14 protein-coding genes are annotated in these 20,103 nt (G+C 67.7%); 10 read left to right on the forward strand and 4 right to left on the reverse strand.

Annotated features, from left to right (window positions below):
• Window positions 1-103: 103 nt before the first annotated feature.
• The 3 genes from recB to J7396_RS18960 form a co-directional block, all read right to left on the reverse strand.
• Window positions 104-4,156, reverse strand: coding sequence for an exodeoxyribonuclease V subunit beta (gene recB / locus J7396_RS18950; RefSeq protein WP_209261909.1), 4,053 nt, complete (start codon window positions 4,154-4,156; stop codon window positions 104-106).
• Entirely contained in the window at window positions 4,153-7,566 is a 3,414-nt protein-coding gene (recC, locus tag J7396_RS18955; protein ID WP_209261910.1) for an exodeoxyribonuclease V subunit gamma, read from the reverse strand. Before recC ends, recB begins: the two co-directional genes overlap by 4 nt.
• A gap of 354 nt (window positions 7,567-7,920) precedes the next feature.
• Window positions 7,921-12,729, reverse strand: coding sequence for a putative Ig domain-containing protein (locus J7396_RS18960; protein WP_209261911.1), 4,809 nt, complete (start codon window positions 12,727-12,729; stop codon window positions 7,921-7,923).
• 266 nt (window positions 12,730-12,995) lie between these two features.
• Here J7396_RS18960 and J7396_RS18965 point away from each other — a divergent pair, with 266 nt between their 5' ends.
• The 4 genes from J7396_RS18965 to J7396_RS18980 all read left to right on the forward strand — a co-directional run bounded on the left by J7396_RS18965 (window position 12,996) and on the right by J7396_RS18980 (window position 15,294).
• The gene (locus J7396_RS18965) at window positions 12,996-13,541 is read left to right on the forward strand and encodes a tail fiber protein (protein ID WP_011349183.1); all 546 of its coding nucleotides are present in this window, start codon (window positions 12,996-12,998) and stop codon (window positions 13,539-13,541) included.
• Window positions 13,542-13,607: 66 nt separating this feature from the next.
• Window positions 13,608-14,135, forward strand: coding sequence for a tail fiber protein (locus tag J7396_RS18970; protein ID WP_057682050.1), 528 nt, complete (start codon window positions 13,608-13,610; stop codon window positions 14,133-14,135).
• A gap of 60 nt (window positions 14,136-14,195) precedes the next feature.
• On the forward strand, window positions 14,196-14,732 hold the full coding sequence (locus J7396_RS18975) for a tail fiber protein (protein ID WP_011349185.1): 537 nt from the start codon (window positions 14,196-14,198) through the stop codon (window positions 14,730-14,732).
• Window positions 14,733-14,736: 4 nt separating this feature from the next.
• On the forward strand, window positions 14,737-15,294 hold the full coding sequence (locus tag J7396_RS18980; RefSeq protein WP_014091557.1) for a GNAT family N-acetyltransferase: 558 nt from the start codon (window positions 14,737-14,739) through the stop codon (window positions 15,292-15,294).
• 18 nt (window positions 15,295-15,312) lie between these two features.
• Here the strand turns inward: J7396_RS18980 and J7396_RS18985 are convergent, their stop codons facing one another.
• Complete coding sequence (locus J7396_RS18985) at window positions 15,313-15,600, reverse strand: hypothetical protein (RefSeq protein ID WP_011257259.1); 288 nt, start codon at window positions 15,598-15,600, stop codon at window positions 15,313-15,315.
• 382 nt (window positions 15,601-15,982) lie between these two features.
• Here J7396_RS18985 and J7396_RS18990 point away from each other — a divergent pair, with 382 nt between their 5' ends.
• Genes J7396_RS18990 through J7396_RS19015 form a run of 6 tightly spaced genes read left to right on the forward strand, consistent with a single transcriptional unit; the run spans window position 15,983 to window position 20,088 of the window.
• The gene (locus tag J7396_RS18990; protein ID WP_011349187.1) at window positions 15,983-16,777 is read left to right on the forward strand and encodes an ATP-binding cassette domain-containing protein; all 795 of its coding nucleotides are present in this window, start codon (window positions 15,983-15,985) and stop codon (window positions 16,775-16,777) included.
• A complete protein-coding gene (locus J7396_RS18995) occupies window positions 16,777-17,526 on the forward strand; it encodes an MlaE family lipid ABC transporter permease subunit (protein WP_011349188.1) in 750 nt (249 codons plus the stop codon). The genes J7396_RS18990 and J7396_RS18995 overlap by 1 nt, the downstream gene beginning before the upstream one ends.
• Before the next feature lie 11 nt (window positions 17,527-17,537).
• Window positions 17,538-18,083 (forward strand): outer membrane lipid asymmetry maintenance protein MlaD, encoded by a 546-nt coding sequence (gene mlaD, locus J7396_RS19000; protein WP_008575276.1) that lies wholly within the window; start codon window positions 17,538-17,540, stop codon window positions 18,081-18,083.
• A complete protein-coding gene (locus tag J7396_RS19005) occupies window positions 18,080-18,742 on the forward strand; it encodes an ABC transporter substrate-binding protein (protein WP_011349189.1) in 663 nt (220 codons plus the stop codon). Before mlaD ends, J7396_RS19005 begins: the two co-directional genes overlap by 4 nt.
• Complete coding sequence (locus tag J7396_RS19010) at window positions 18,732-19,022, forward strand: STAS domain-containing protein (RefSeq protein ID WP_008575279.1); 291 nt, start codon at window positions 18,732-18,734, stop codon at window positions 19,020-19,022. Before J7396_RS19005 ends, J7396_RS19010 begins: the two co-directional genes overlap by 11 nt.
• Before the next feature lie 10 nt (window positions 19,023-19,032).
• Complete coding sequence (locus J7396_RS19015; RefSeq protein WP_014091559.1) at window positions 19,033-20,088, forward strand: VacJ family lipoprotein; 1,056 nt, start codon at window positions 19,033-19,035, stop codon at window positions 20,086-20,088.
• The last annotated feature ends 15 nt before the right edge of the window (window positions 20,089-20,103 follow it).

Genomic DNA, 20,103 nt, shown 5'->3' on the forward strand with positions numbered 1-20,103 from the left:
CGGCATTGGCGCCCGTGGCTCGCAGGTGGTGCCTGCTCGGCGCGATCACGGAGAGGCTTGGACGCGGTGCGGGTCGGCCATGCCAGTGGCGTGGTGCGCTGCTTCATGGTGTGGGGGTCCCTGCTGCGGACGTACCCTCGCCCCAACCCCTCTCCCGGGGGGAGAAGGGCTCGAGGCCGTTGCGGGACCCTTGCGCTGGCGCGTCATTGGACAGCGCATCTGCGGGCTTGCCGGCGAACAAGGCGTCCACGGCCAGCACCAGCGCCGGTTCGAAGCGCCAGGCGTGGATGCCCGGTGCCGGATCGCCAAGCGGCGCGCGCGCATCGCCGGTGGTGGTGGCGCCGGCGTTCGGAGCGGAATCAGGTCTGTCGCCCGTGGAATCGCGCGCGGTTGCGGACATGCGCTGGCCCGCGATGGAATGGCCAGGGGTTTCGGCAACGGCTTCCGACCCGGCAGCCTCCGCAGGGCGCCCGGCATCCAGGCCGCGACAGAACAGATAGCGCACGCCGCCGAAGTCGCGGGCGTAGTCGTAGGCCTCGCCCAGGCGAAAGCGCAACCAGCGGTGCAGCGCCACGGTGTAGATCAGCGCCTGCAGTTCGTACTCGCTGTGCGCCATGGCCCGCGCCAGGGCGTCGGCATCGTAGCTGGGCAGGCGGTTGGATTTGTAGTCCAGCACATACCAGCGCCCGTCCACGCTGTAGGTGAGGTCGATCAGGCCGGTCATCAGGCCTTCCAGGCGCTGGCGCGCGCCGAAGGCCTGGCGGTCGCCGACCACGCCGAACCGATGCAGCAGGGCCAGCAACGCATCGACGCGGGTGGGCCGCATGGCGAAATGGAATTCCATTTCGTTGCGGCGCTGCGGTTCGGGCACGTCGGCCAGGCGGGTGCCTTCGGGCAAGGCCACGGTGAGCGTGTGGCCGATCAGCGCGGTGAGCATGCGCAGGCCGTCGTCGAGGTCGTCCTGGGCGTAGCCGCCGCGTTGCAGGGCCTGGAGGATGGGTGCGGCCTGGCCGTCGGGGGCGGGGTGGCCCGGCCGCCAGGCCTGCCAGGCGGCGAAGTCGCAACGTTCGAACACATCGTGCATCACCACGCCGAAGCGGTTGCCGGCAAAGCGCGGATCGAACGGTTCGGCGTCGCTGGCAACGGCCACGGCAACCGCCTCGCTGCCGGACGGTTCATCGCTGCCGCCGCTGCCGACGACGGTGGCGCTGGCCATCGGGTCGGTGGCCGCGCCGGCATCGGCGTTGGCCAGTTGGGTGAAGCTATACACCCACCATTCCGGGGCGATGTGCCGTTGCGCGCTGCGCGCGGGCGGCACCTGCGCCTCGATCGGGGCCGGCAGCCGCGGCAAGTGGGCCGGCGGCGTGCTGGTGTCCACCACCACGGTGCCCTCGCCTGCCGCGCCCTGCAGCGCATCGAGCGCACGCAGCATGGCCGACAACGCAGTGCGTTCGTGCTGATGGAACGGGCCGCTGGCGATCCACAGCGCGTGCTCGGCGCGGGTCAGGCCGACATACAGCAGGCGCGCGTCTTCGGCACGTTGTTCCTGTTTCCAGGCGGCTTCGGCGGCGCTCCAGCTCGGGTCGTCGCGCTCTGTCTTCCAGTGCAACTGGCGGCCCACGTCCGGCGCATGCACCACGCAATGACGGCCGGCGCCCTTGTCGCTGCGGCCGATGCCGATATACGGCAGGAACACCAGCGGATATTCCAGGCCCTTGCTCTTGTGCAGGGTGACGATCTGCACGCGGCGCGCGTCCGATTCCAGCCGCAACTGCTGGGCTTCGTCGTTGTCGTCGGCATTGGCGATGCGCCGCGACAGCCAGTCGACCAGGCCATGCGGGCCGAGTGCGCGCGCGTCGGCTTCCTGCAGCAGTTCGGCCAGTTGCAGATAGTTGGTGAGGCGGCGTTCGCCATCAACCAGGGCAAGCAGGCGTTGCCCGTGGGTGGCGCCGAGTTCGCCGATCAGGGCGAGCGGGCCGCCGCGCTGCCAGCGTTCCCGCCAGTCCAGCGCCTGTTGCTGCCAGTGGCGGTGACGCTCGCCGTCGCGTTCAAGTGCGGCGATGGCGATGGCGTCTTCGCCGATCAACACCGTGGCCAAGGCGGCGCGCAGGCGGCTGTCGTCGCCCGGATCGAGCAAGGCCTGCAGCAAGGCAAGCACTTCCAGCGCCTGTTCGGTGGCGAACAGACTTTGCTTGCCGGCGGCCACCGCCGGAATGCCCACCGCGCCGAGCGCCTGCTGGAGACGCGTGGCCTCGCCGTGGCTGCGCACCAGCACGGCGATATCGCCGGCCTGCACCGGCCGGCCGCACACCGTGGCCGTGCCGTCGCGGCCGCCGGCCAACCAGCCGCGGATCGCTGCGACGCAGGCGGCGGTGGCCAGCTCGCGTGCGCGGCCGGCGCTCCAGGGCTTGGGCTTGCCTTTCGCAGGCGGCGGCGGTTCCGGCGCGCGCCACAGCGTCAGTGCCGGCGCAGTGACGCCATCGCGTTGCAGGTCTTCATCCACGCGCTTGGTCCCGGCCCGCACCGGGTGGAAGGCGATACCGTCGGTGAGGAAGGCATCGGCGTAGCCGGCCTGTGCGTACAGCGCGTCGATGGCCGCCAGCACGCCGGGGCGCGAGCGGAAGTTGTGGCTCAGCGGCGGCGCCAGTTCGGCGGTGACGGCCGCGGCCAGATAGGTGCGCACATCGCCGCCACGGAAGCCGTAGATGGCCTGCTTGGGGTCGCCGATCAGAAACAGCGCCGGTTCCAGCCCTGCTGCTCGTGCGAGCGGGCCTTCGCCGAACACGTTGGAAAAGATCGACCACTGGCGGTCGTCGGTGTCCTGGAATTCGTCCACCAACGCGATGGCGTATTGCGTGCGCAGGCGTTTGACCAAGGCGTCGGCCTGCGCGCCTTGCAATGCGTGCGCCACCCCATCGACCAGGTCGTCGTAGGTCTGCACGCGGCGTTGCCGCTTGAGCAGCGCCAGCCGTGCGATGGCATCGTCGCGCAGCGCGTGCAGCAATGCGATACGGCGACGGCTGCGCCATTCTTCCACGCGCGCCAGCGCAGTGAGATAGCCATCGATCTGGTGGCTCATCGGCGAAGACGGCGTGCGATCGACGAACTTCTTGTTGGTGCCGGCAGCCAGTTCCGCCGCGGTCAACTTGAGCAACTTGGCATGCGGCGCGGTGTTGAGCGCAGGCGCAGCGGCGAAGGTTTCGAACCAGTGCCACAGCGATGCCAGCCACTCGGGTTTGTAGCTGACCTTGCTCAGGATGCCGCCCTCGATGGCCGCCATGATGGCGTCGAAGAATGCGGTGCCGTGCGTCTGGAATGCGGCGGCCAGTGCGTTGGCTGCCGCGTGCGCGGCCTGCAGCAAGGCAGGTGCATCGTCGGTGATTGTGGCGACTGCCGGCAACAGCGTCGGGTGCCGCACCAGCGCGCGCAGATCGCTGGCCAAGGCCTCGGGGCCGCCCGACCACAGGGCGATGAGATCTTCGGCCATCACCGCATCGGCGGCGCGCTGCCGCCACAGATCGGCCGCCACTTCGCCAAGCAATTGGCGATCGTTGGCGAGCAGTTCCGGCGCGGCGAACGCCTGGCCGCTTTCCAGTGCGTGTTCGCGCAGCACGCGCGCGCAAAAGCCGTGGATGGTGAACACCGCGGCCAGATCGATTTCTTCCACCGCCTGCTGCAGGCGGCGACGCAAGGCGACGGGCGTTTCGCTGCCGCCGCCCAGATGGGTGGCGAGGATGGCGCGGGTGAGTAACACGTCGGGCGCTTCATGGAGGAGCGGCCCTGGCTGCGACGGGGCATCGGCGAGGTCGGTCGCGCCCAGGGCCACTCCTGCAGAAGCCGATGGGGCGTCGGGCGACTGGATTGCGGACGACTCGGTCGCGGCCGAAGCCGCTCCTGCGAGAGGCGATGGCGCCTCGGGAACCAGGCTTGCGGCCAGCACCAGGCGTTCGCGAATGCGGCGGCGCAGCTCCTGCGTGGCCGCTTCGGTGAAGGTCACCGCAAGGATCTGGCCGATGCGCAAGCCACGCTCGACCACCAGCCGGGTGAACAACGTGGCCAGCGTAAAGGTCTTGCCGGTGCCGGCGCTGGCCTCGATCAGGCGCACGCCGTGCAGCGGCAACTGCAGGTACGGGTCGGTGACGGGGCTGACGCTCATTCGACATCCTCCTGCGCGCCGTGCCAGTGTCGCCAGCTGTCGATCACGCGCTCGGTCTCGAGCGGCGCGCCGGTGTTTCCCTGTTCGAGCAATGCATACACCCGATGGCTGGTGGCGGCGAACTCGGCGAAGCGTTGCGCGTCGGCAAACGGGTCGCGGCCGCGGGTGACCAGGCGCAGTTCCGGGCTGTGCGATTCGCTCCAGCCGAAACCCGATTGCCACTGCCCGGCCGCCTCCTTGATGGCCTTGTCCAGGTCGCCGCCGCGCGCGGCCTGGTGATATTTCCAGCTGCTGTAAGGCGCGAACGCCAGCGGCATCTGCAAGCCCTGGCGATACAGCTGCAGCAGCTCGGCCAACGCGGTGCGCGCCTGTGTCTGCGACAGCGGCTGCGCGTCGATGGGATGCGGGCCCAGGCCGTCGTCGTGTTCGAAGAAACGCACGTACGGCGCGTGCTCACCGGCGGCGCGCAGCAGCAGCCATTCCAGGCCGTGGCGAATGGCGCTGCGGCCGCTGAGCGCGCCGACCTGCACGCGCCCCACGCCGCTTGCGTACCAGCCCGGCACACGACCGTGCAGTTCGATCTCGTCAATCTGCACCTGCAGCCGGCGCGACTGGGCCGGGGATTCGCCACGCCACTGCCGGAACGCATCGGCATACGGGCGCAATTGCGCCACGCGCTCGTCGAGCTGGCGCCGCCCCAGCGGGCCGGATGGCAGCAGCGCGCGGGCACGCAGACGCGCGTACAGGTGCTCGGTGTCGCCGGCCAACGCAGCGTCGAATATCTGCTGCTGCAACCCGTATTGATCCAGCCCACGCGTGGGGGCGAGCAACGGTTCCAGATCGGCGTCCTCTCCGGCCGGATCGGGCAGGCGCATGCCCAATCGATGACGCAGGAACTGCCCGGCCGGGTCGGTCAACAGGCGGCGCAGCGCGTCGATGGACATGCTGGCCGGCAAGGCGATCCCTTCGGCCGGCAATGCACCGGCCACCCACGGCGCCAGCGGCTGCCGCTGGCCGACCAGGCTGTCCACCGCCGGCCGCCACTGCCGGCGATAACTGAAACGGCGCGGGTCGGCTCCGGCATCGCTCTCGTCGCCCAGCGCGCCGAACGCGGCAGCGGCGAAGGGTTGCAACGGGTGTCGCACCACCAGCGTGTCGAGCGCGTTGCTGGCGGCGTGGTACTGCGCAGCGCTTGCCAGTAATTCGCTGACCAGCACCGACGGCTCGCGCACGCTGCCATCGCGCGCATCGGCGCCGAGATAGCTCAGATAAAACACGTCCTGCGCGGAAGCGAACAACTGCAGGAACAAAAAGCGGTCGTCCTCGCGCGTGGAGCGGTCGCCGTGCCGGCGACGCTCGGTGCCCAGTTCCGCGGTGAGGCGATTGAGCCCGGCGGCCGGGTCGCGCCGCGGGAAGTCGCCATCGTTCATGCCGAGCAGGCAGATCACGCGGAACGGCAGCAAGCGCATCGGCACCATGCGCCCGAAACTGATGCCGCCGGTAAGCAGCGGCGCGCGCGTATCCGATTCGCCCAGCACCGCCGCAAAATGCGCACGCACTACCTCGGCAGGCACCTTGCCGGCGTACTCGGCGCGTATCGCGTCGCGGGCGAATTGGTCGATCAAGGCGCGCAAGCGATCCAGCGCGCGTTGCGCGCGCGGCGCAGTCGGCATGGTCGGAATCAATGCCTCGAGCAGGCCCAGCAACCGCTCGCGCCACTCGACCGGGGTCATCGCCTCGGCCAGCGCGGCTTGATGCCGTTCGAGCACGCGCAACAACCGCAACAAGGTGTCCAGTGCGGCCAGCGCGCTGCCTTCCAGCTGCGGCCACGGCGCCACCCCATCGATGTCCTCGTCGGCGCCGCTGGCATGGCCGAGCAGCAGCCGGTCCAGCGCGAAACGCCAGGTGTAGGCATCGTCGCCCGGTGCCTGGTGCTGCCGCCGGTGCGCTGCGTCCAGGCCCCAACGCGCGCCGGCCGCGTGCAGCCAGCTGCGCAGGCGTTCCAGCCCGGCTTCGTCCAGCCCGGCCGCTTCGGCGATCGGCGCGCTGGCCAGCAGGTCGAGAATTTCATGCAGCCCGAAACGCGCGATCGGCAAACCGAGCAAGGTGAGGAACACCTCGGCCAGCGGCTCGCTCGCCAACGGGCTGGCATCGGCCAGCGCATAGGGCAGCGCGTCGTCGTTGCCATGGCTGCCGAACACCGCATCCAGATACGGCACGTACGGGTCGATATTGGGCGACAGCACCGCGATCTCGCGCGGCTGCAGGGGCGGGTCGAAGCGTGCATCGTCGAGCAGCGCACGCAGTTGGTCGTGCAACACCTGCAACTCGCGCAGCCGCGTGTGGCAGGCATGCACCTGCAGGCTGGGGTCGTGCAGATTCACCGCCGGCAATACCGCGTGCGCCGCAGGCGCGCGGCGATGGAACAGATCGCTCTGCATGCGCCGCAACAGGCTGTCGCCCAACCCGCCATCGGCCAGCGTGCGGCGGCCGGAATCGAGCGGGTCGGCGTAGGCGGCGATTTCGGCCAGCGGGTGCACCACTTCGTAATCGCCCACCAACGCCATGAAATCGCGCCCGGCTGCGCCCCAGGCCTGCAGCAACGGGTTTTCCTGTACCTGCTCGGCGAACAGTTGCACGGCGCCGTCTTCGCGCCGGCGTTGCCACAAGGTCTGCAGGTCGCCCCAGTAGCCTTGCGTCGGCGTGGGCAGATAGAAGTGCAGCGTGCCCACGCGCGCCTGCGTGGCCAGCACGCGCAGGACGTCCGGCGAGATGTTCAAGATGGCGAATGCGAACACGCGCGGCGGCAGGCCTTGCGGCAACGGGCCGTCGGCACGCGCATGGCGATCCAGATACTGGCCGATGCGCCGGGCGCGGTATTGCCGGCCGGTGGCGATGCTGCGCCACAACCGTGCCTGCGGGTCGTCCGGGTCGGCGCCTGCTTCCCAGCGCAGCAACCAGTCGCGGCGCCATGCCTGGTATTTCTCGAACACGCTGGCCAGCTCGCCGGCCAGCGCCCACGGCTTGAGCGCATCGCCATCGGACAGGTATCCGGCCAGCGGGGCCAGGGCCGCGTCGCTGCCCAGGTCCGACTGCAGGGCCGCATACAACCGCCACTGCGTGGTGGCCATGTCCAGATCGTCGTCGGCCGCGCCGAGGTTGCGCTCCAGCGCGCGCGCGACGAATTCGCCGGGCGTGAGAAATTCCAGATTCGCCGCAACACCGTGCTCGGCCGCAAGCGTGGACTGCAACCAGCGCCGCATCGCCACCTGCGGAATCAGCACCACCTCCGGCTGCAGCAACGGCTGCCCCGGCATCGGCCGGCGCAACTCCTGCGCGAGCAAGGCGGCCAGGGTATCCAGCGCATTGGATGGATAAAGACGGAAATCGGGCGCGGAAGTGGCGTGCATGCGTGGCGCATTGTGCCGGATGCGCGCGTGAGGCGTTGTTGGCCGCCGTGTCGGCGGCCAGGTCGCCGCGCTGGGACGCAAGGCCGCACGGCACCGTGCAACAGCGCTGCGCGGGAGATGCCGATCGACGGCGCGCCGCACACCGTGCGTCACCCACTGCCATCAGGCTCAACACCACATTCGACGTACTGCGGTCGTGACGTGCAACCTTCGAGACGCCCAACGCAGCCATTCACTGCGTCCGCGAGCGTCATCGCAACCACGCGCGCAACACGCTGCCGACATCACAAACGCAATGGGCCGGGGTGTTCGCCCGGCCCATCGCGTTGCATGACCGCGCGGCTTACAACCCGATCAGTATTTCTTTTCCAGATTGATCATCCAGGTCTGATCGTTGTTGCTGTCGCCGTCGGTGATGCCGCGGTATTCCAGCCGCGTCGACAGGCCTTGTTCGGTCAACAGCGCTGCACCGATGCCCACCATCAAGCGGTTGCGGTCGAACGCGCTCTGCGCGGTGCGATAGAACGGGCCACCGGTAAGGTCGGCGTAGCTCAGGATCGCATCGCCACGGCCCTGGAAGTCGCGCTGGTACTCCACGCGCAACTGCGGGGTCAGCCGTCCCCAGGCAACCTCGCGACGCCATTCCAGACGCAGGCCGAGATTGCCGGTGGTGGTGGCCACATCCATGTCGGCATAGCGCAGCGCGAACGGGGCCACGCCTGCTTCCACATAGCCGTCCAAGGTGGCGCGTGCCACATCCACCCGCGCGTACGGGGTGATCTGCAGCGTGCCGCGTTGCAGGTCGGCACCGGTGGACAGCGAGGCGATCCACTGCGTGCCGTCGCGGTTGCCCTCGGCCAGCGAACTGTCATCGGTGACGAAGCGGCGCAGGTCGTAAGACAGCAGCTGGTAGCCGACCAAGGTGTCGAAGAAGAACGCCTTGCCCGGATGGAAGCTGGCGTACAACGCCATCGTGTAGGCAGTGGCCTTGCTGTGGCTGCCGTTGTTGCCCACGTCGCTGTCGTCGCGGCCCCAACCCAGGCCCGCGCCGATCGCCAGCGACGAGGCAACCCGGTAGTCGGCACCCACGCTCAACCCATCGGTCTGGAAATCCACGCCGTTGCTGTTGGTCTGGCGGTTCAGGCTGCCCGAGCGGATTGCGCCGCCCACCCACAGGCCCAGGTCACCCTGCGTCTGCGCGCTGCTGCCGGTGGTGCCGGTCGCCGCGGGCGCATCGCGGAAGTCGTTGTCGACGTCCTGCGTGTCCGGGCTGCAGGGCTGCGCACTGATGCCGCGCTCGGCCTGGCGGCAATGCGAGGTCGGCTGGAAGCTCACTGCGTTGGTGAAGCTGCCGCCGCCGCGATGGGTGGCCTCCAGACGGCGCTGGAAGTTGTCGATCTGCGCCCGCGCAAAACGCCGCGTGGACTCGGACTGCGCATCGATCAGGCCACGCACTTCCGCATCCACGCTCGGGTCGCGCCGTGGCGCGATGTTGAACACCACACTGGCCGGGGCCGAGGTGGCGAATGCGTTGGACAAGGTGAACTGCACCGTGGCCTGGCCGACGAAGGCCGGGTTGGGCGTAAAGGTCAGGGTAAAGGTCGGCGTCTCGGCCATTGCAGCGGCCGCTGGCGACAGCCCGGAGGCACGCGCCGCCGCCGCACTGGCGGTGCCGCCCACGCGGGTGATGGTGGCGGTACCGGCCGAGGCCGGCAACACCGCAACCACCGCAGCCGCCACGAACGGCCCGCCGGTGGCGTTACGGGTGATGTCCACCTGTTGCGCTTCGCCCGGCACTGCCGCCGCAGTCACCGACACCGCCACCGGCCGCACGTTAACCGTGATGGTCAGCGTCACCGCTGCCGAGGTGCCGCCTGCGCCGCTGGCGGTATAGCTCAGCACGTCGGTACCGGCAAAGCCGGCGTTCGGCGTGTAGACCACTTCCAGCCCGTTGACCACGGCCGTGCCGTTGGTGGGCGCGCTGGCAATGGCGATCGCGGTGATGCTGCCGGTGTCGTTGGCGGTGACCGCTGCGGTCACGGCGGTGTCGGTCATGGTGGCGGCAACATCGGCCACCGCCACCGGCGCCGCATCGTTCACCGTGAAGGTGTAGGCCTGCGTGGCGCTGGCATTGCCCGCATCGGCCACCGCAATGGTGAACGACGTGGTGCCCTGTACCGTTGGCGTGCCCGACAGCGTGCCGTCGCTGGCCAGCGTCAATCCGGCCGGCAACGTGCCGCTGGCAATGCTGTAGCGGTACGGCGCAACGCCGCCGCTGGCGGTGAGCACCTGGTTGTAGGCGGTGCCACGCACGGCCGGCGGCAAGGTGGGCTGCCCCGGCACCAGCGTTGCGGCGTTGATGGTCAGCGAGTAGCTCCGGCTGGCCTGCGCGGCGGGGCTGGGCGTGCTGTCGGTGACCGTCAGGGTGAAGGTGAAGGTCCCCGACACCGTCGGCGTCCCGCTGAGGCCGCCGGTGGCAGCGTCCAGTCCCAAGCCACCCGGCAGCGCGCCGGCAGTGACTGCATAGCTGTACGGCGCGGTGCCGCCGGTGGCCGGCGTGACCGCAGCTGCATAGGCCTGCCCGGCCGTCCCTGCCGGCAAGGTCGACGCCGGCAACACCAGGTTCGGGCCAGCCACGGTCAGGCTGTATGCCTGCGTGCCGGTGAAGCTGTTGGCGTCGGTGGCCTGTACGGTGAAGTTGAACGTACCCTCCAGCGTGGCCGTGCCCGACAAGGTGCCGTTGCTGGCCAAGGTGATCCCGGCCGGCAATGCACCGCTCGTGATCGCGTAGGTGTAGGCCGCCGTGCCGCCGCTGGCGGTCAGCGTCTGGCTGTAGGCGGTGCCACGTGTTGCGGTGGGAACCGTGGACGGCGCCACTGCAATCGTCGGCGCGGCGATGTTCAACGTGTATCCGCGCGTGCCCTGCGAGGGCGTGCCGCTGGTACTGTCGGTCGCAGTGACGGTGAAGCTGAAGCTGCCCACGCTGGTGGTGGTGCCGCTCAATGCGCCGCTACCGCTATTGAGCGTGATGCCGGCGGGCAACGCGCCGGCGGTGAGCGCGTAGCTGTAGGGCGCAATGCCGCCGGCGGCCGGAGTGATCGCACTCGAATAGGCCTGGCCCGCGGTGCCGGCCGGCAAGGTGGTGGCCGGCAAGATCACGTTGGCGCCGGCCACGGTCAGGGTATAGGCGCGGCTGCCGCTGGTCGGTGCCCCGCTGTCGGTTGCGGTGACGGTGAAGTTGAAGCTGCCGCTGGCAGTCGGCGTACCGGACAGCACCCCGGCGGCGTTCAGGGTCATTCCGGCCGGCAACGTACCGGCACTGATCACGAAGCTGTAGCCGGGCGTGCCACCGCTGGCGCTCAGCGTCTGGCTGTACGCGCTGCCTGCGGTTGCTGCGGGCAGCGACGCCGGCGAGATCGTCACCACCGCATCATCGTTGAGGATGGTGCCGGTGCCGGTGGCGCGGGCGATGGTCGCATTGCTGGCGCCGGACAGGCCAACGCTGAAGGTTTCGTTGGGCTCGACCGCGGTGTCGCCATTGACGGTGACGGCCACGCCTTGCGCGGTCACGCCCGGCGCGAAGCTCAGCGTGCCGGAGCGCGCGACATAGTCGCTGCCGGCGGTGGCGGTCCCGTCGGCGGTGGCGTAGTTGACCGTGACTGTCTGGCCGCTGGCAGCGCTCAGGCTCACCGTGAAGGTGGCCGTGGTGGTGCCGCTGTTGCCTTCGTTGACGCTCACATCGTCGATCGACAGGGCCGGCTGCGCATCGTCGTTGACGATCGTGCCCAGGCCCTGCCCGTCACTCACGCTGGCGCCGGTGACGTTGCTGAGGTTGACGAAGAACGTTTCGTTCGGCTCGGCCAGCGTGTCGCCGGTGACCAGCACGGTGAAGGTGGCGCTGCTGCTGCCGGCCGGGATGGTCTGCCCGGTCAGACTGGAGGCGACATAGTCCACACCCGCAGTGGCGGTGCCATCGGCCGTGGCGATATCGAAGCTGACGCCGCCGGCGCCGGCCGGCGCGCTCAACGACACGGTGAAGGTGGCGTTGGTGGTGCCGGCATTGCCTTCGTTGACCGAGACATCGTTGATCGACAGCGCCGGCTGGTCGTCGTTGAGGATGGTGCCGGTGGCGCTGTTCGGCGAACCGACCGTGTAGCCGCTGCCGGTGTTGAGGCTGATCACCACGGTTTCGTCGGGCTCGACCGTGCTGTCGGCGGTCGGATTGATGGTGATGGTGCCGGTGGTCTGGCCGGCGGCGATCACCAGCGGCGAACTGACGGCCGCATAGTCGGTGCCCGAGGTCGCCGTGCCGCTCACGCCAAAGCCGATGGACAGCGCGGTGGGCGACGGTTGGTTCAGGGTGACCGTGTAGAGGAGATTGGTGGCGCCGTCCTCGGACACGCTGGCCGGGGAGACGGCGATGCTCGCGGAAGGGAAATCGTCGTTGACGATGGTGGCGGTGGCGCTGGACGGGCTGCCGGTGGAATAGCCGGTGCCATTGGCGACACTGAAGATCACCGTTTCGTCGGTTTCCACCGCGGTGTCGGCGATCGGGGTAACGCTGAAGCTGGCCGAGGCGGTATTGGCCGGCACCACCACGCTGGTCACGGCGCCGGAGTAGTCCGTGCCGCTGGTCGCGGTGCCGCTGCGGGTCAGGTTGACCGTGGTCGCCGAGGTATTGGTCTGGCTCAGCGTCACCGTGTAGACCAAGGAGGTACCGCTGTCCTCGTTGGCGGCGGACGGGCTAACCGCGATGCTGGCGGTCCGCGAGGGGGTAATCGTGATATTGACTGTGATGGTATCGCCAGCGCCGTCTTCCAGCGGAAACGTGTCGCTGGTGGCGCTGTCGCCATTATGCGTGTATGTGACGATCTGCGTTCCCTGTGCTCCGCTTGGATTAGGAACGGTCAGAGTGCCGTGGGGAGGCTGCACTCCGTCCCAGCCAACGCCGATGTCGTCTACGCCAGTGCCGTCGCAGGTGGTGACGTCGATCTGCACCGAGCCACCCTGAACTACAGTGGCGTTCAACGTCGGACAATATTGCGACGCCGCTGCTGCGGCCTTGCCGGAATACAGCGTACTCAACAGCAGCAGCGCGAACACCAGCGGCCAACGCAAAACGACGCGCACGCCTGCAGCCATATTGGTGCAATTCGTAGACATATTCCATTTCCCCGGAAAATCACGCCACCCCGCTGGCGCCGGCAACGCTCCTGGTGCCTCAGACAGCATGGTTATAGGCCTTGAAAGGCATATTCCCCACCATGCTGCGCTAGCATTTGAACAGTAAATTTACGTATTCGTAAAGCACCAAATACGTCGCCCCTGTCCGATTCAGCATTATCAATGCTTGCATTGCGCAGAAGACGTGATTAAGTAGAGCAGCGCCAGGCGCGATGTCGGCGTCAAACACCCTAGGGGAGATCCGCATGAGCGAGTTCTTCATCGGTCAGATCATGCTGACCGGTTTCGCGTTTGCGCCGAAGTATTTTGCGCAATGCAACGGTCAATTGCTGCCGATCAATCAGAACCAGGCCCTGTTCAGTCTGCTCAGCACGCGGTTCGGCGGCGACGGCAAGACCAATTTCGCGCTGCCGGACATGCGCGGCCGCACGCCGATGGGCTATGGGCCGTCGGCGGATCCGGCATGGCAGCCGACGGCGATGCCAATGGGTCAGGCCGCTGGTGCGGAGACGGTGACGCTGGTGGAAAACCAGTTGCCTGCACACCTCCATCTGATGGAATGCGCCAGCGCCGCCGGCAATAACCGCAACCCAACCGGGCGCCTATTCGCCAACAATGGCGCCACGTCGGGAACGGCGACACCGCTGTACGCCGCGCCGGGGAGCGTGGTCCCGCTCTCGCAAGCCACGGTAGGCGCAGAGGGCGGCGGCCAGGCGCATCCGAACGTGCAGCCATACACCACGATCAATTTCTGCATCGCGCTGTCCGGCATCTTCCCTTCGCGCAGCTAGGCGCATCCGCACTCGGGTGCGCAGCGCACTGGTGCGCGGATCACCTCATCGACCAGGAAGAATCTCATGGGTACTCCCTTCATCGGCGAAATCCGCCTGTTCGGCTTTGGCCGCACTCCTCAGGGCTGGCAAGCGTGCGATGGCTCATTGCTGCAGATCTCCGAATACGAGCCGTTATATGTCCTGCTCGGCACCGCCTACGGTGGAAATGGCACCAGCACCTTTGCAGTGCCTGACCTGCGCGGCCGCGTGCCGGTCCACCAGGGCCAGGGGCCGGGACTGAGCAACTACGTGCTTGCCCAGAGTGCCGGTACCGAGACGGTGACGTTGACCGATCTGCAGATGCCGGCGCATACGCACGTCGCGCAAGCTACCACCGCGGGGGCGACAGCGACGGCACCCTCGGGCCTGTTGCCTGCAGCGGTGAGCGGCGACACTTTCTATCTCACCACCACCGGCGGCGCCACGGCGCAAGCGATGTCGGGGCAGAGCACCTCATTCGCCGGTGGTAACCAGCCGCACGACAACGTCATGCCCACACTGACGGTGCAGTACTGCATTGCCACCACCGGCATCTTTCCGCAGCAAGCCTGATCCCATGCGCCGCGTCGACGTGGCTGCGGCACGCATCCGCTCCATCGGAGGAATCCGCTCATGACCGAACCCTATCTCGGCGAAATCCAGTTGTTCGGCTTCGACTACAACCCTTACGGCTGGGCCCTGTGCAATGGTGCCGTCCTGCCGATCACGCAGAACAGCGCGCTGTATTCGCTGCTCGGCATCGCCTACGGCGGCAATGGCTCCAGTACGTTTCAGCTGCCGAACTTCACCGCGCGCGCTGGCTGCCAGCAGGGCCCGGGCCCTGGCCTGACCCCGCACACGCTGGGCAGCAATTTTGGTTCCGCAGGGGTGAATCTGTCGGGCTCGGAGATGCCGATGCACCAGCACGGCGTCAACTCGTTCTCCTTAGCGGACCAGACGAAGAAGAGCGGTGCGCCCGTCGGCGGCGCCGCGCTGTCGTCGCCAGGTAGCAGCAGCGCACGTCCATATAACGCAATTGCGCCCGACAAGCAGTTCTCTCCCGTTATGTTGATTCCCACCGGCAACGGCCAGGCCCACGAGAACCGGCAGCCGTATCTGGCGGTAAACTTCTGCATCGCGCTATCCGGCGACTACCCTGTCTTCAGTTGATGTCATGACACGCCCGCTTTCCGGCGAGGTCGTGAAGGCATCCGGCGGCGCAAGCCAGACCACGTTGCCGGGTGCGCACGCCATTGCATTGCGCGAAGAGCAGGATGCGGATCTGCCCTGGTTGCAGGATCTGTACGCAAGCACGCGTCGCGAGGAGCTGGCACCGGTGCCTTGGCCGGAAGCGACCAAGCGCGCCTTCCTGCAGCAGCAGTTCGCCCTGCAGCGCGCGCATTACCGGCAGCAGTTTGCCGATGCGGACTTTCTGATCGTGCAGACCAAAGCTCTAGCGATCGGCCGGCTGTATCTGCACCGCGGCGCCGCACACCACACGCTGGTCGATATCAGCCTGCTGCCGGACTGGCATGGCAAGGGCATCGGCACGCAGTTGATTGCACATGCGCAGGCGTGCGCCCGCGATGCGGGATGTGCTTTGTCATTGCATGTGCTGCACGCCAACCCCGCCGCGCAACGCCTGTATGCCCGCCTCGGATTCGTTGCAGGCGACAGCACCCAGACCCATCTGCAGATGCACTGGCATCGGCACGATCACCTGCTCAGTTGAACGAGCAGCTGGCCGTGTTCAATTGAATACGGCCTGATACAAGAACCCGTCGCGCTCGCGCGCCACCGGCACCAGGAAGATACCGATCTCGCCGAGCCGCGCATGCCGCATCTGATAGGTCTGCTGCGGAAACAAAAAGGCCGAACCATTCCGAAACAGCAACGAGAACGGCGCACGTTGCGAATTGCGCGCGTGCTGCAAGGGCCGCGCCTCCACCAGCACGAACGGCACCTCGCCCTCATTCAAAGCGGCGGCAAAGGTCTCGTTGACGCTGCCGGCAAAGTGTTCAAGCGTCAGCAACTCCATGGAAGATTCCTGCAGCGACGAAGTAGCGTGGATCGTCACGTTTTGTGGCCGGTTCGACAAGATGCCGCTGCCGACAACGCGACGTGCTAGGCAGATCGTTGCGCAACTGCGACAGGCAAGACGACCAGGGGCACCTGCCAGTCTCAAGGTACACACTGCGTGCTGTGGCAACGTCGCTTACGTCCCTACCGCAGCGTACGTTTGCCGATCGCGACCACATGCGTGGGCCTGGTTGCGTTGCAGGACACGCTGTTACGCAGACAGCGACACGCAACCCGCACATCGCCCTTCGGTGAATGCGACAATACTGCACGCGCCAGTCTGGTTATGTTCAGCGGTGCACGGGCTACTCTATCGCGTTGTAATTTTGTTAAAGGCACCGATGACGGCTTCCGCTTCCCCTGTCGTGCAGTTGTCCGGTGTCCGCATCGATCGCGGCGGGCGCACGATCCTGCGCGATGTGTCGCTGGAGGTGCCACGCGGCAGCATCACGGCCGTGCTCGGTCCGTCCGGTAGCGGCAAATCCACCATGCTGGCGGCGCTGACCGGCGAGCTGCGCCCGGTCGCAGGCACGGTCACGTTGTTCGGCAATCCCATTCCCACCGGCAGCCGCGCGCTGCTGGAGATGCGTCGCAACGTCGGCGTGCTGCTGCAGGGCAATGGCCTGCTCACCGACCTCAGCGTGGCCGAGAACGTCGCACTGCCGCTGCGCACCCACACGCGGTTGCCGGCAGCGGTGCTGCAGCGCCTGGTGCAGATGAAGTTGCATGCAGTGGGCCTGCTGGCCGCAGCCGATGCCTGGCCACGCGAGTTGTCCGGCGGCATGGCACGGCGCGTGGCACTGGCGCGCGCGCTGGCACTGGACCCGCCGCTGATGATCTACGACGAGCCGCTGACCGGACTGGACCCGATCGCCTCGGGCGTGATCATGAGCCTGATCCAGCGCCTCAACGACAGCCTGGGCCTGACCAGCATCATCGTCAGCCACCATGTGCACGAGACGCTGCCGATCTGCGACCAGGCGGTGGTGATCGCCAATGGCGGCATCGTGTTCGCCGGCACGCCGGCGCAGCTGCAGGACAGTACCGACCCGCTGGTGCAGCAATTCCTGCACGGCCAGCCGGACGGCCCGATCGCCTTCGATGCCGCCCCGCGCCGCGACCGGAGTGCTGCCTGATGGCCTTCGCCGATTCCATTCGCGCCTTCGGCCGCGCCGGGCTGTTTTCGCTGACGGTGCTGCGCGGCTCGCTGCCCACGCGCGATTTCATTGCCGAACTGGTCCGCGAGATCTACAAGGTCGGCGCGCGCTCGCTGCCGATCATTGCGGTGGGCGGCGCCTTCGTCGGCCTGGTGCTGACCTTGCAGGGCTACCGCACGCTCACCACCTACGGTGCGTCCGATGCGTTGTCCACCTTGTTGGGCCTGTCGCTGTATCGCGAACTGGCGCCGGTGCTGACCGCCTTGTTGTTCATTGGCCGCGCCGGCAGTTCGATCGCCGCCGAGCTCGGCCTGATGCGCGCCACCGATCAGATCAAGGCGCTGGAGCTGATGGCCATCGACCCGGTGGCCAAGGCCGTGGCGCCGCGCTTCTGGGCGGCGGTGCTGACGGTGCCGTTGCTGACCGGCGTGTTCTGCTCGCTGGCCATCACCGGTGGCTATTTCGAAGCGGTGCATGTGCTGGGCATCGACAACGGTACGTTCTGGTCGGGGCTGAGCAATAGCGTGGACGTCTGGGACGACTTCGGCGTGGCGATGCTCAAGTCGGCGATTTTCGGCGGCACCGCTGCACTGGTTGCCGCCTACGTGGGCTTCCATGCCGAACCGACCATCGAAGGCACCTCGGTCGCCACCACCCGCGCGGTGGTGAATGCCTCTTTGCTGGTGCTGATGTTCAACTTCGTCCTTTCTGCAATGTTGTTTAGGTGAGTGGAATAACTATGGCCATGCGTGGACCACGACTCGAATTCGCCGTCGGCGCCTTTTTGCTGCTGACCCTGGCCTCGCTGCTGGTGCTGGCGGTGGCCTCGACCAACCAGCGCTGGGGCTTTGGCTCCAGCCAGTACACGCTGACCGCCCGCTTCAGCCAGATCGGCCAGCTGCGCGCGCAGGCACCGGTAAAGATCGGCGGGGTGACCATCGGCAAGGTGTCCAACATCAGCCTGGACCCGACCAAGTTCGATTCGATCGTGACCCTGTCGCTGGATACCAAATACAAGGACCTGCCGGCCGACACCTCGGCCGGCATCTTCACCAGCGGCTTGCTGGGCGAGAGTTATATCGGGCTGCAGCCGGGCGGCGACCCGGACACCCTCAAGCCGGGCGACGAAATCGGCTTCACCCAGCCGGCGGTGGATCTGCTGCAGCTGGTTGGCAAATACATGTTCAGTGGTGGCGGTGGCGGCAGCAATGCCCCGGCCGCCGCCAACGGCCAGGCGCCTGCGCCTGCCCAAACCGCTCCTCCCTCTACGGAACCACACCAATGAAGACCACTGTGCTTTCTGCCGTCCTGGCCTCGACCCTGCTGGTGTGCGCACCGGCCACCGTGCTGGCGCAGCCGGCCGCTGCCAGCGCACCTGCGCAGGGCGCGGCGACCAAGACCGTCATCGACAGCAGCACCCGCATCCTGAGCACGCTGGACCAGCGCCGTGCCGAGTTCCGCAGCAATCCGGCCGCGCTGCGTCAGTTCATTAATGGCGAATTGAACAAGGCCTTCGACCGCGACTACTCGGCCCGCCTGGTGCTGGGCGTGCATGGCCGTGGCGCCTCCGATGCCGACGTCAAGCTGTTTGCCGATGCGCTGGCCGACAACCTGATGCAGCGGTATGGCACCGCGCTGCTGAATTTCGAAGGCAAGCCGACCTTCCGCGCCAAGTCCGAGAGCGCGCTGCCGGGCAACCGCGGCGTCAAGGTCTCCACCGACCTGCTGCGTGCCGGCAACGACCCGACCCCGGTCGACTACCTGATGCGCAATACCGGCGGCCAGTGGAAGATCTTCGACGTGATGATCGAAGGCATTTCCTACGTGCAGACCTTCAAGACCCAGTTCGACGGCCCGCTGCGCGAAAAGGGCATCGCCAAGGTGGCCGCCGAGCTGCGTAGCGGCAACCTGCAGGTCGGTACGGCACCGGCCAATGGCAACTGATACCGTGCAACGCACGGGCGATGCGCTGGTCATTGCCGGCGTGCTCGACCGTGCGGCGGTCACCGCGGCCTGGCCGCAGGCGATCGCACAGCTGGATGGCGCGCGCACGCTGGACCTGTCGGGTGTACAACGCCTGGACAGTGCCGGCGTGGCGATGCTGGCCGAACTGGCTGCCCGGTTACGCCAAGCCGGCAGCGGCGCGGTGGTGGGCGAGGCGTCCGGTCTGGACGAATTGCGCGCCGCCTACCGGTTGTCCCCCACTCTCGATTTTCAGGCCTGAGCGCCAGCCCATGACCCAGTTCCGTTCTCTCCCGTTGTTGGCCAGCCTGCTGCTGGGTGCCTGCGCCAGCCAGGCGCCCAAATCCGCACCGCCGTCGGGCGGTACCGCCATCGCGCCTGCGACCGAGGCGCCGGTACGCGACGATGCCGGAGTGACCGCGCAGCCGGCCGCCGCCGGGATGGCCGCCCCGGACGCGCTGCCGGCGAGCGCTGCTGCTCCTGCCGATGCGCCTGCAGCGGCGGGTACCGGCACCGCCGCTGCAGGCGCGCCCACCGATGCCGAAAGCGATTTCGATGCGCTGTATGGCCCGACCACCCCGCAAGCAGGTGCCAACGGTGCGCCGGCACAACCGGGCGCGGCGCCGGCATACGACCCGTGGGAGCGCTACAACCGCGGCATGCACCGCTTCAACATGGCGGTTGACCGTGGCGTGGCGCGTCCGTTGGCGACGGCCTACACCAAGGTGGTGCCGAGCCCGGCGCGTCTGGGCGTGACCAACTTCTTCGACAACCTGGGCACGCCGCTGACCATGGTCAACCAGCTGCTGCAAGGCCACCCGGTCCATGCGATGCAGTCGCTGGGGCGCTTTGTGATGAACAGCACCCTGGGTGTGGCTGGGCTGTTCGACCCCGCCTCGGCGGCCGGCATCCCACGGCGCAGCGAAGACTTCGGCCAGACGCTGGGCGCGTGGGGCTGGCGCAATTCGCGTTACTTCGAACTGCCGTTGTTCGGCCCGCGCACCGTGCGCGACACCTTCGGGCTGGCGGGCGATATTCCGCTGTCGTGGATTCGCCAGGTGGACGACGGCGGTACGCGCTTCGCCCTGCAGGGCTTGCAGCTGGTGGACACGCGCGCGCAGCTGATGTCGCTGGATTCGCTGCGCGACCAGGCGCCGGACGAATACGCGCTGACCCGCGATGCGTGGATGCAGCGCCGCAATTACCAGATCACCCGCGATCTGCGCAGCCATCGCGAGAAGAACAACGAGCTGCCGGAATACCTGCGCGACGACAAGGACAACACCGTGCCGGGTAACGCCATGCCGATCCCGAACTGGGTGCGTTGAGCGGTTAGGGTTTTG

This window comes from Xanthomonas sp. A1809 (assembly GCF_017746015.1).
Taxonomy (GTDB): domain Bacteria; phylum Pseudomonadota; class Gammaproteobacteria; order Xanthomonadales; family Xanthomonadaceae; genus Xanthomonas; species Xanthomonas euvesicatoria.

Coding starts and splice junctions, on each gene's coding strand:
- J7396_RS18965 (WP_011349183.1), top strand. CDS start 12,996: ATGAGCGAGTTCTTCATCGGTCAGATCATGCTGACCGGTTTCGCGTTT.
- recB (WP_209261909.1), bottom strand. CDS start 4,156: ATGAGCGTCAGCCCCGTCACCGACCCGTACCTGCAGTTGCCGCTGCAC.
- recC (WP_209261910.1), bottom strand. CDS start 7,566: ATGCACGCCACTTCCGCGCCCGATTTCCGTCTTTATCCATCCAATGCG.
- J7396_RS18985 (WP_011257259.1), bottom strand. CDS start 15,600: ATGGAGTTGCTGACGCTTGAACACTTTGCCGGCAGCGTCAACGAGACC.
- J7396_RS18970 (WP_057682050.1), top strand. CDS start 13,608: ATGGGTACTCCCTTCATCGGCGAAATCCGCCTGTTCGGCTTTGGCCGC.
- J7396_RS18980 (WP_014091557.1), top strand. CDS start 14,737: ATGACACGCCCGCTTTCCGGCGAGGTCGTGAAGGCATCCGGCGGCGCA.
- mlaD (WP_008575276.1), top strand. CDS start 17,538: ATGGCCATGCGTGGACCACGACTCGAATTCGCCGTCGGCGCCTTTTTG.
- J7396_RS18990 (WP_011349187.1), top strand. CDS start 15,983: ATGACGGCTTCCGCTTCCCCTGTCGTGCAGTTGTCCGGTGTCCGCATC.
- J7396_RS18975 (WP_011349185.1), top strand. CDS start 14,196: ATGACCGAACCCTATCTCGGCGAAATCCAGTTGTTCGGCTTCGACTAC.
- J7396_RS19010 (WP_008575279.1), top strand. CDS start 18,732: ATGGCAACTGATACCGTGCAACGCACGGGCGATGCGCTGGTCATTGCC.
- J7396_RS19005 (WP_011349189.1), top strand. CDS start 18,080: ATGAAGACCACTGTGCTTTCTGCCGTCCTGGCCTCGACCCTGCTGGTG.
- J7396_RS18995 (WP_011349188.1), top strand. CDS start 16,777: ATGGCCTTCGCCGATTCCATTCGCGCCTTCGGCCGCGCCGGGCTGTTT.
- J7396_RS19015 (WP_014091559.1), top strand. CDS start 19,033: ATGACCCAGTTCCGTTCTCTCCCGTTGTTGGCCAGCCTGCTGCTGGGT.
- J7396_RS18960 (WP_209261911.1), bottom strand. CDS start 12,729: ATGTCTACGAATTGCACCAATATGGCTGCAGGCGTGCGCGTCGTTTTG.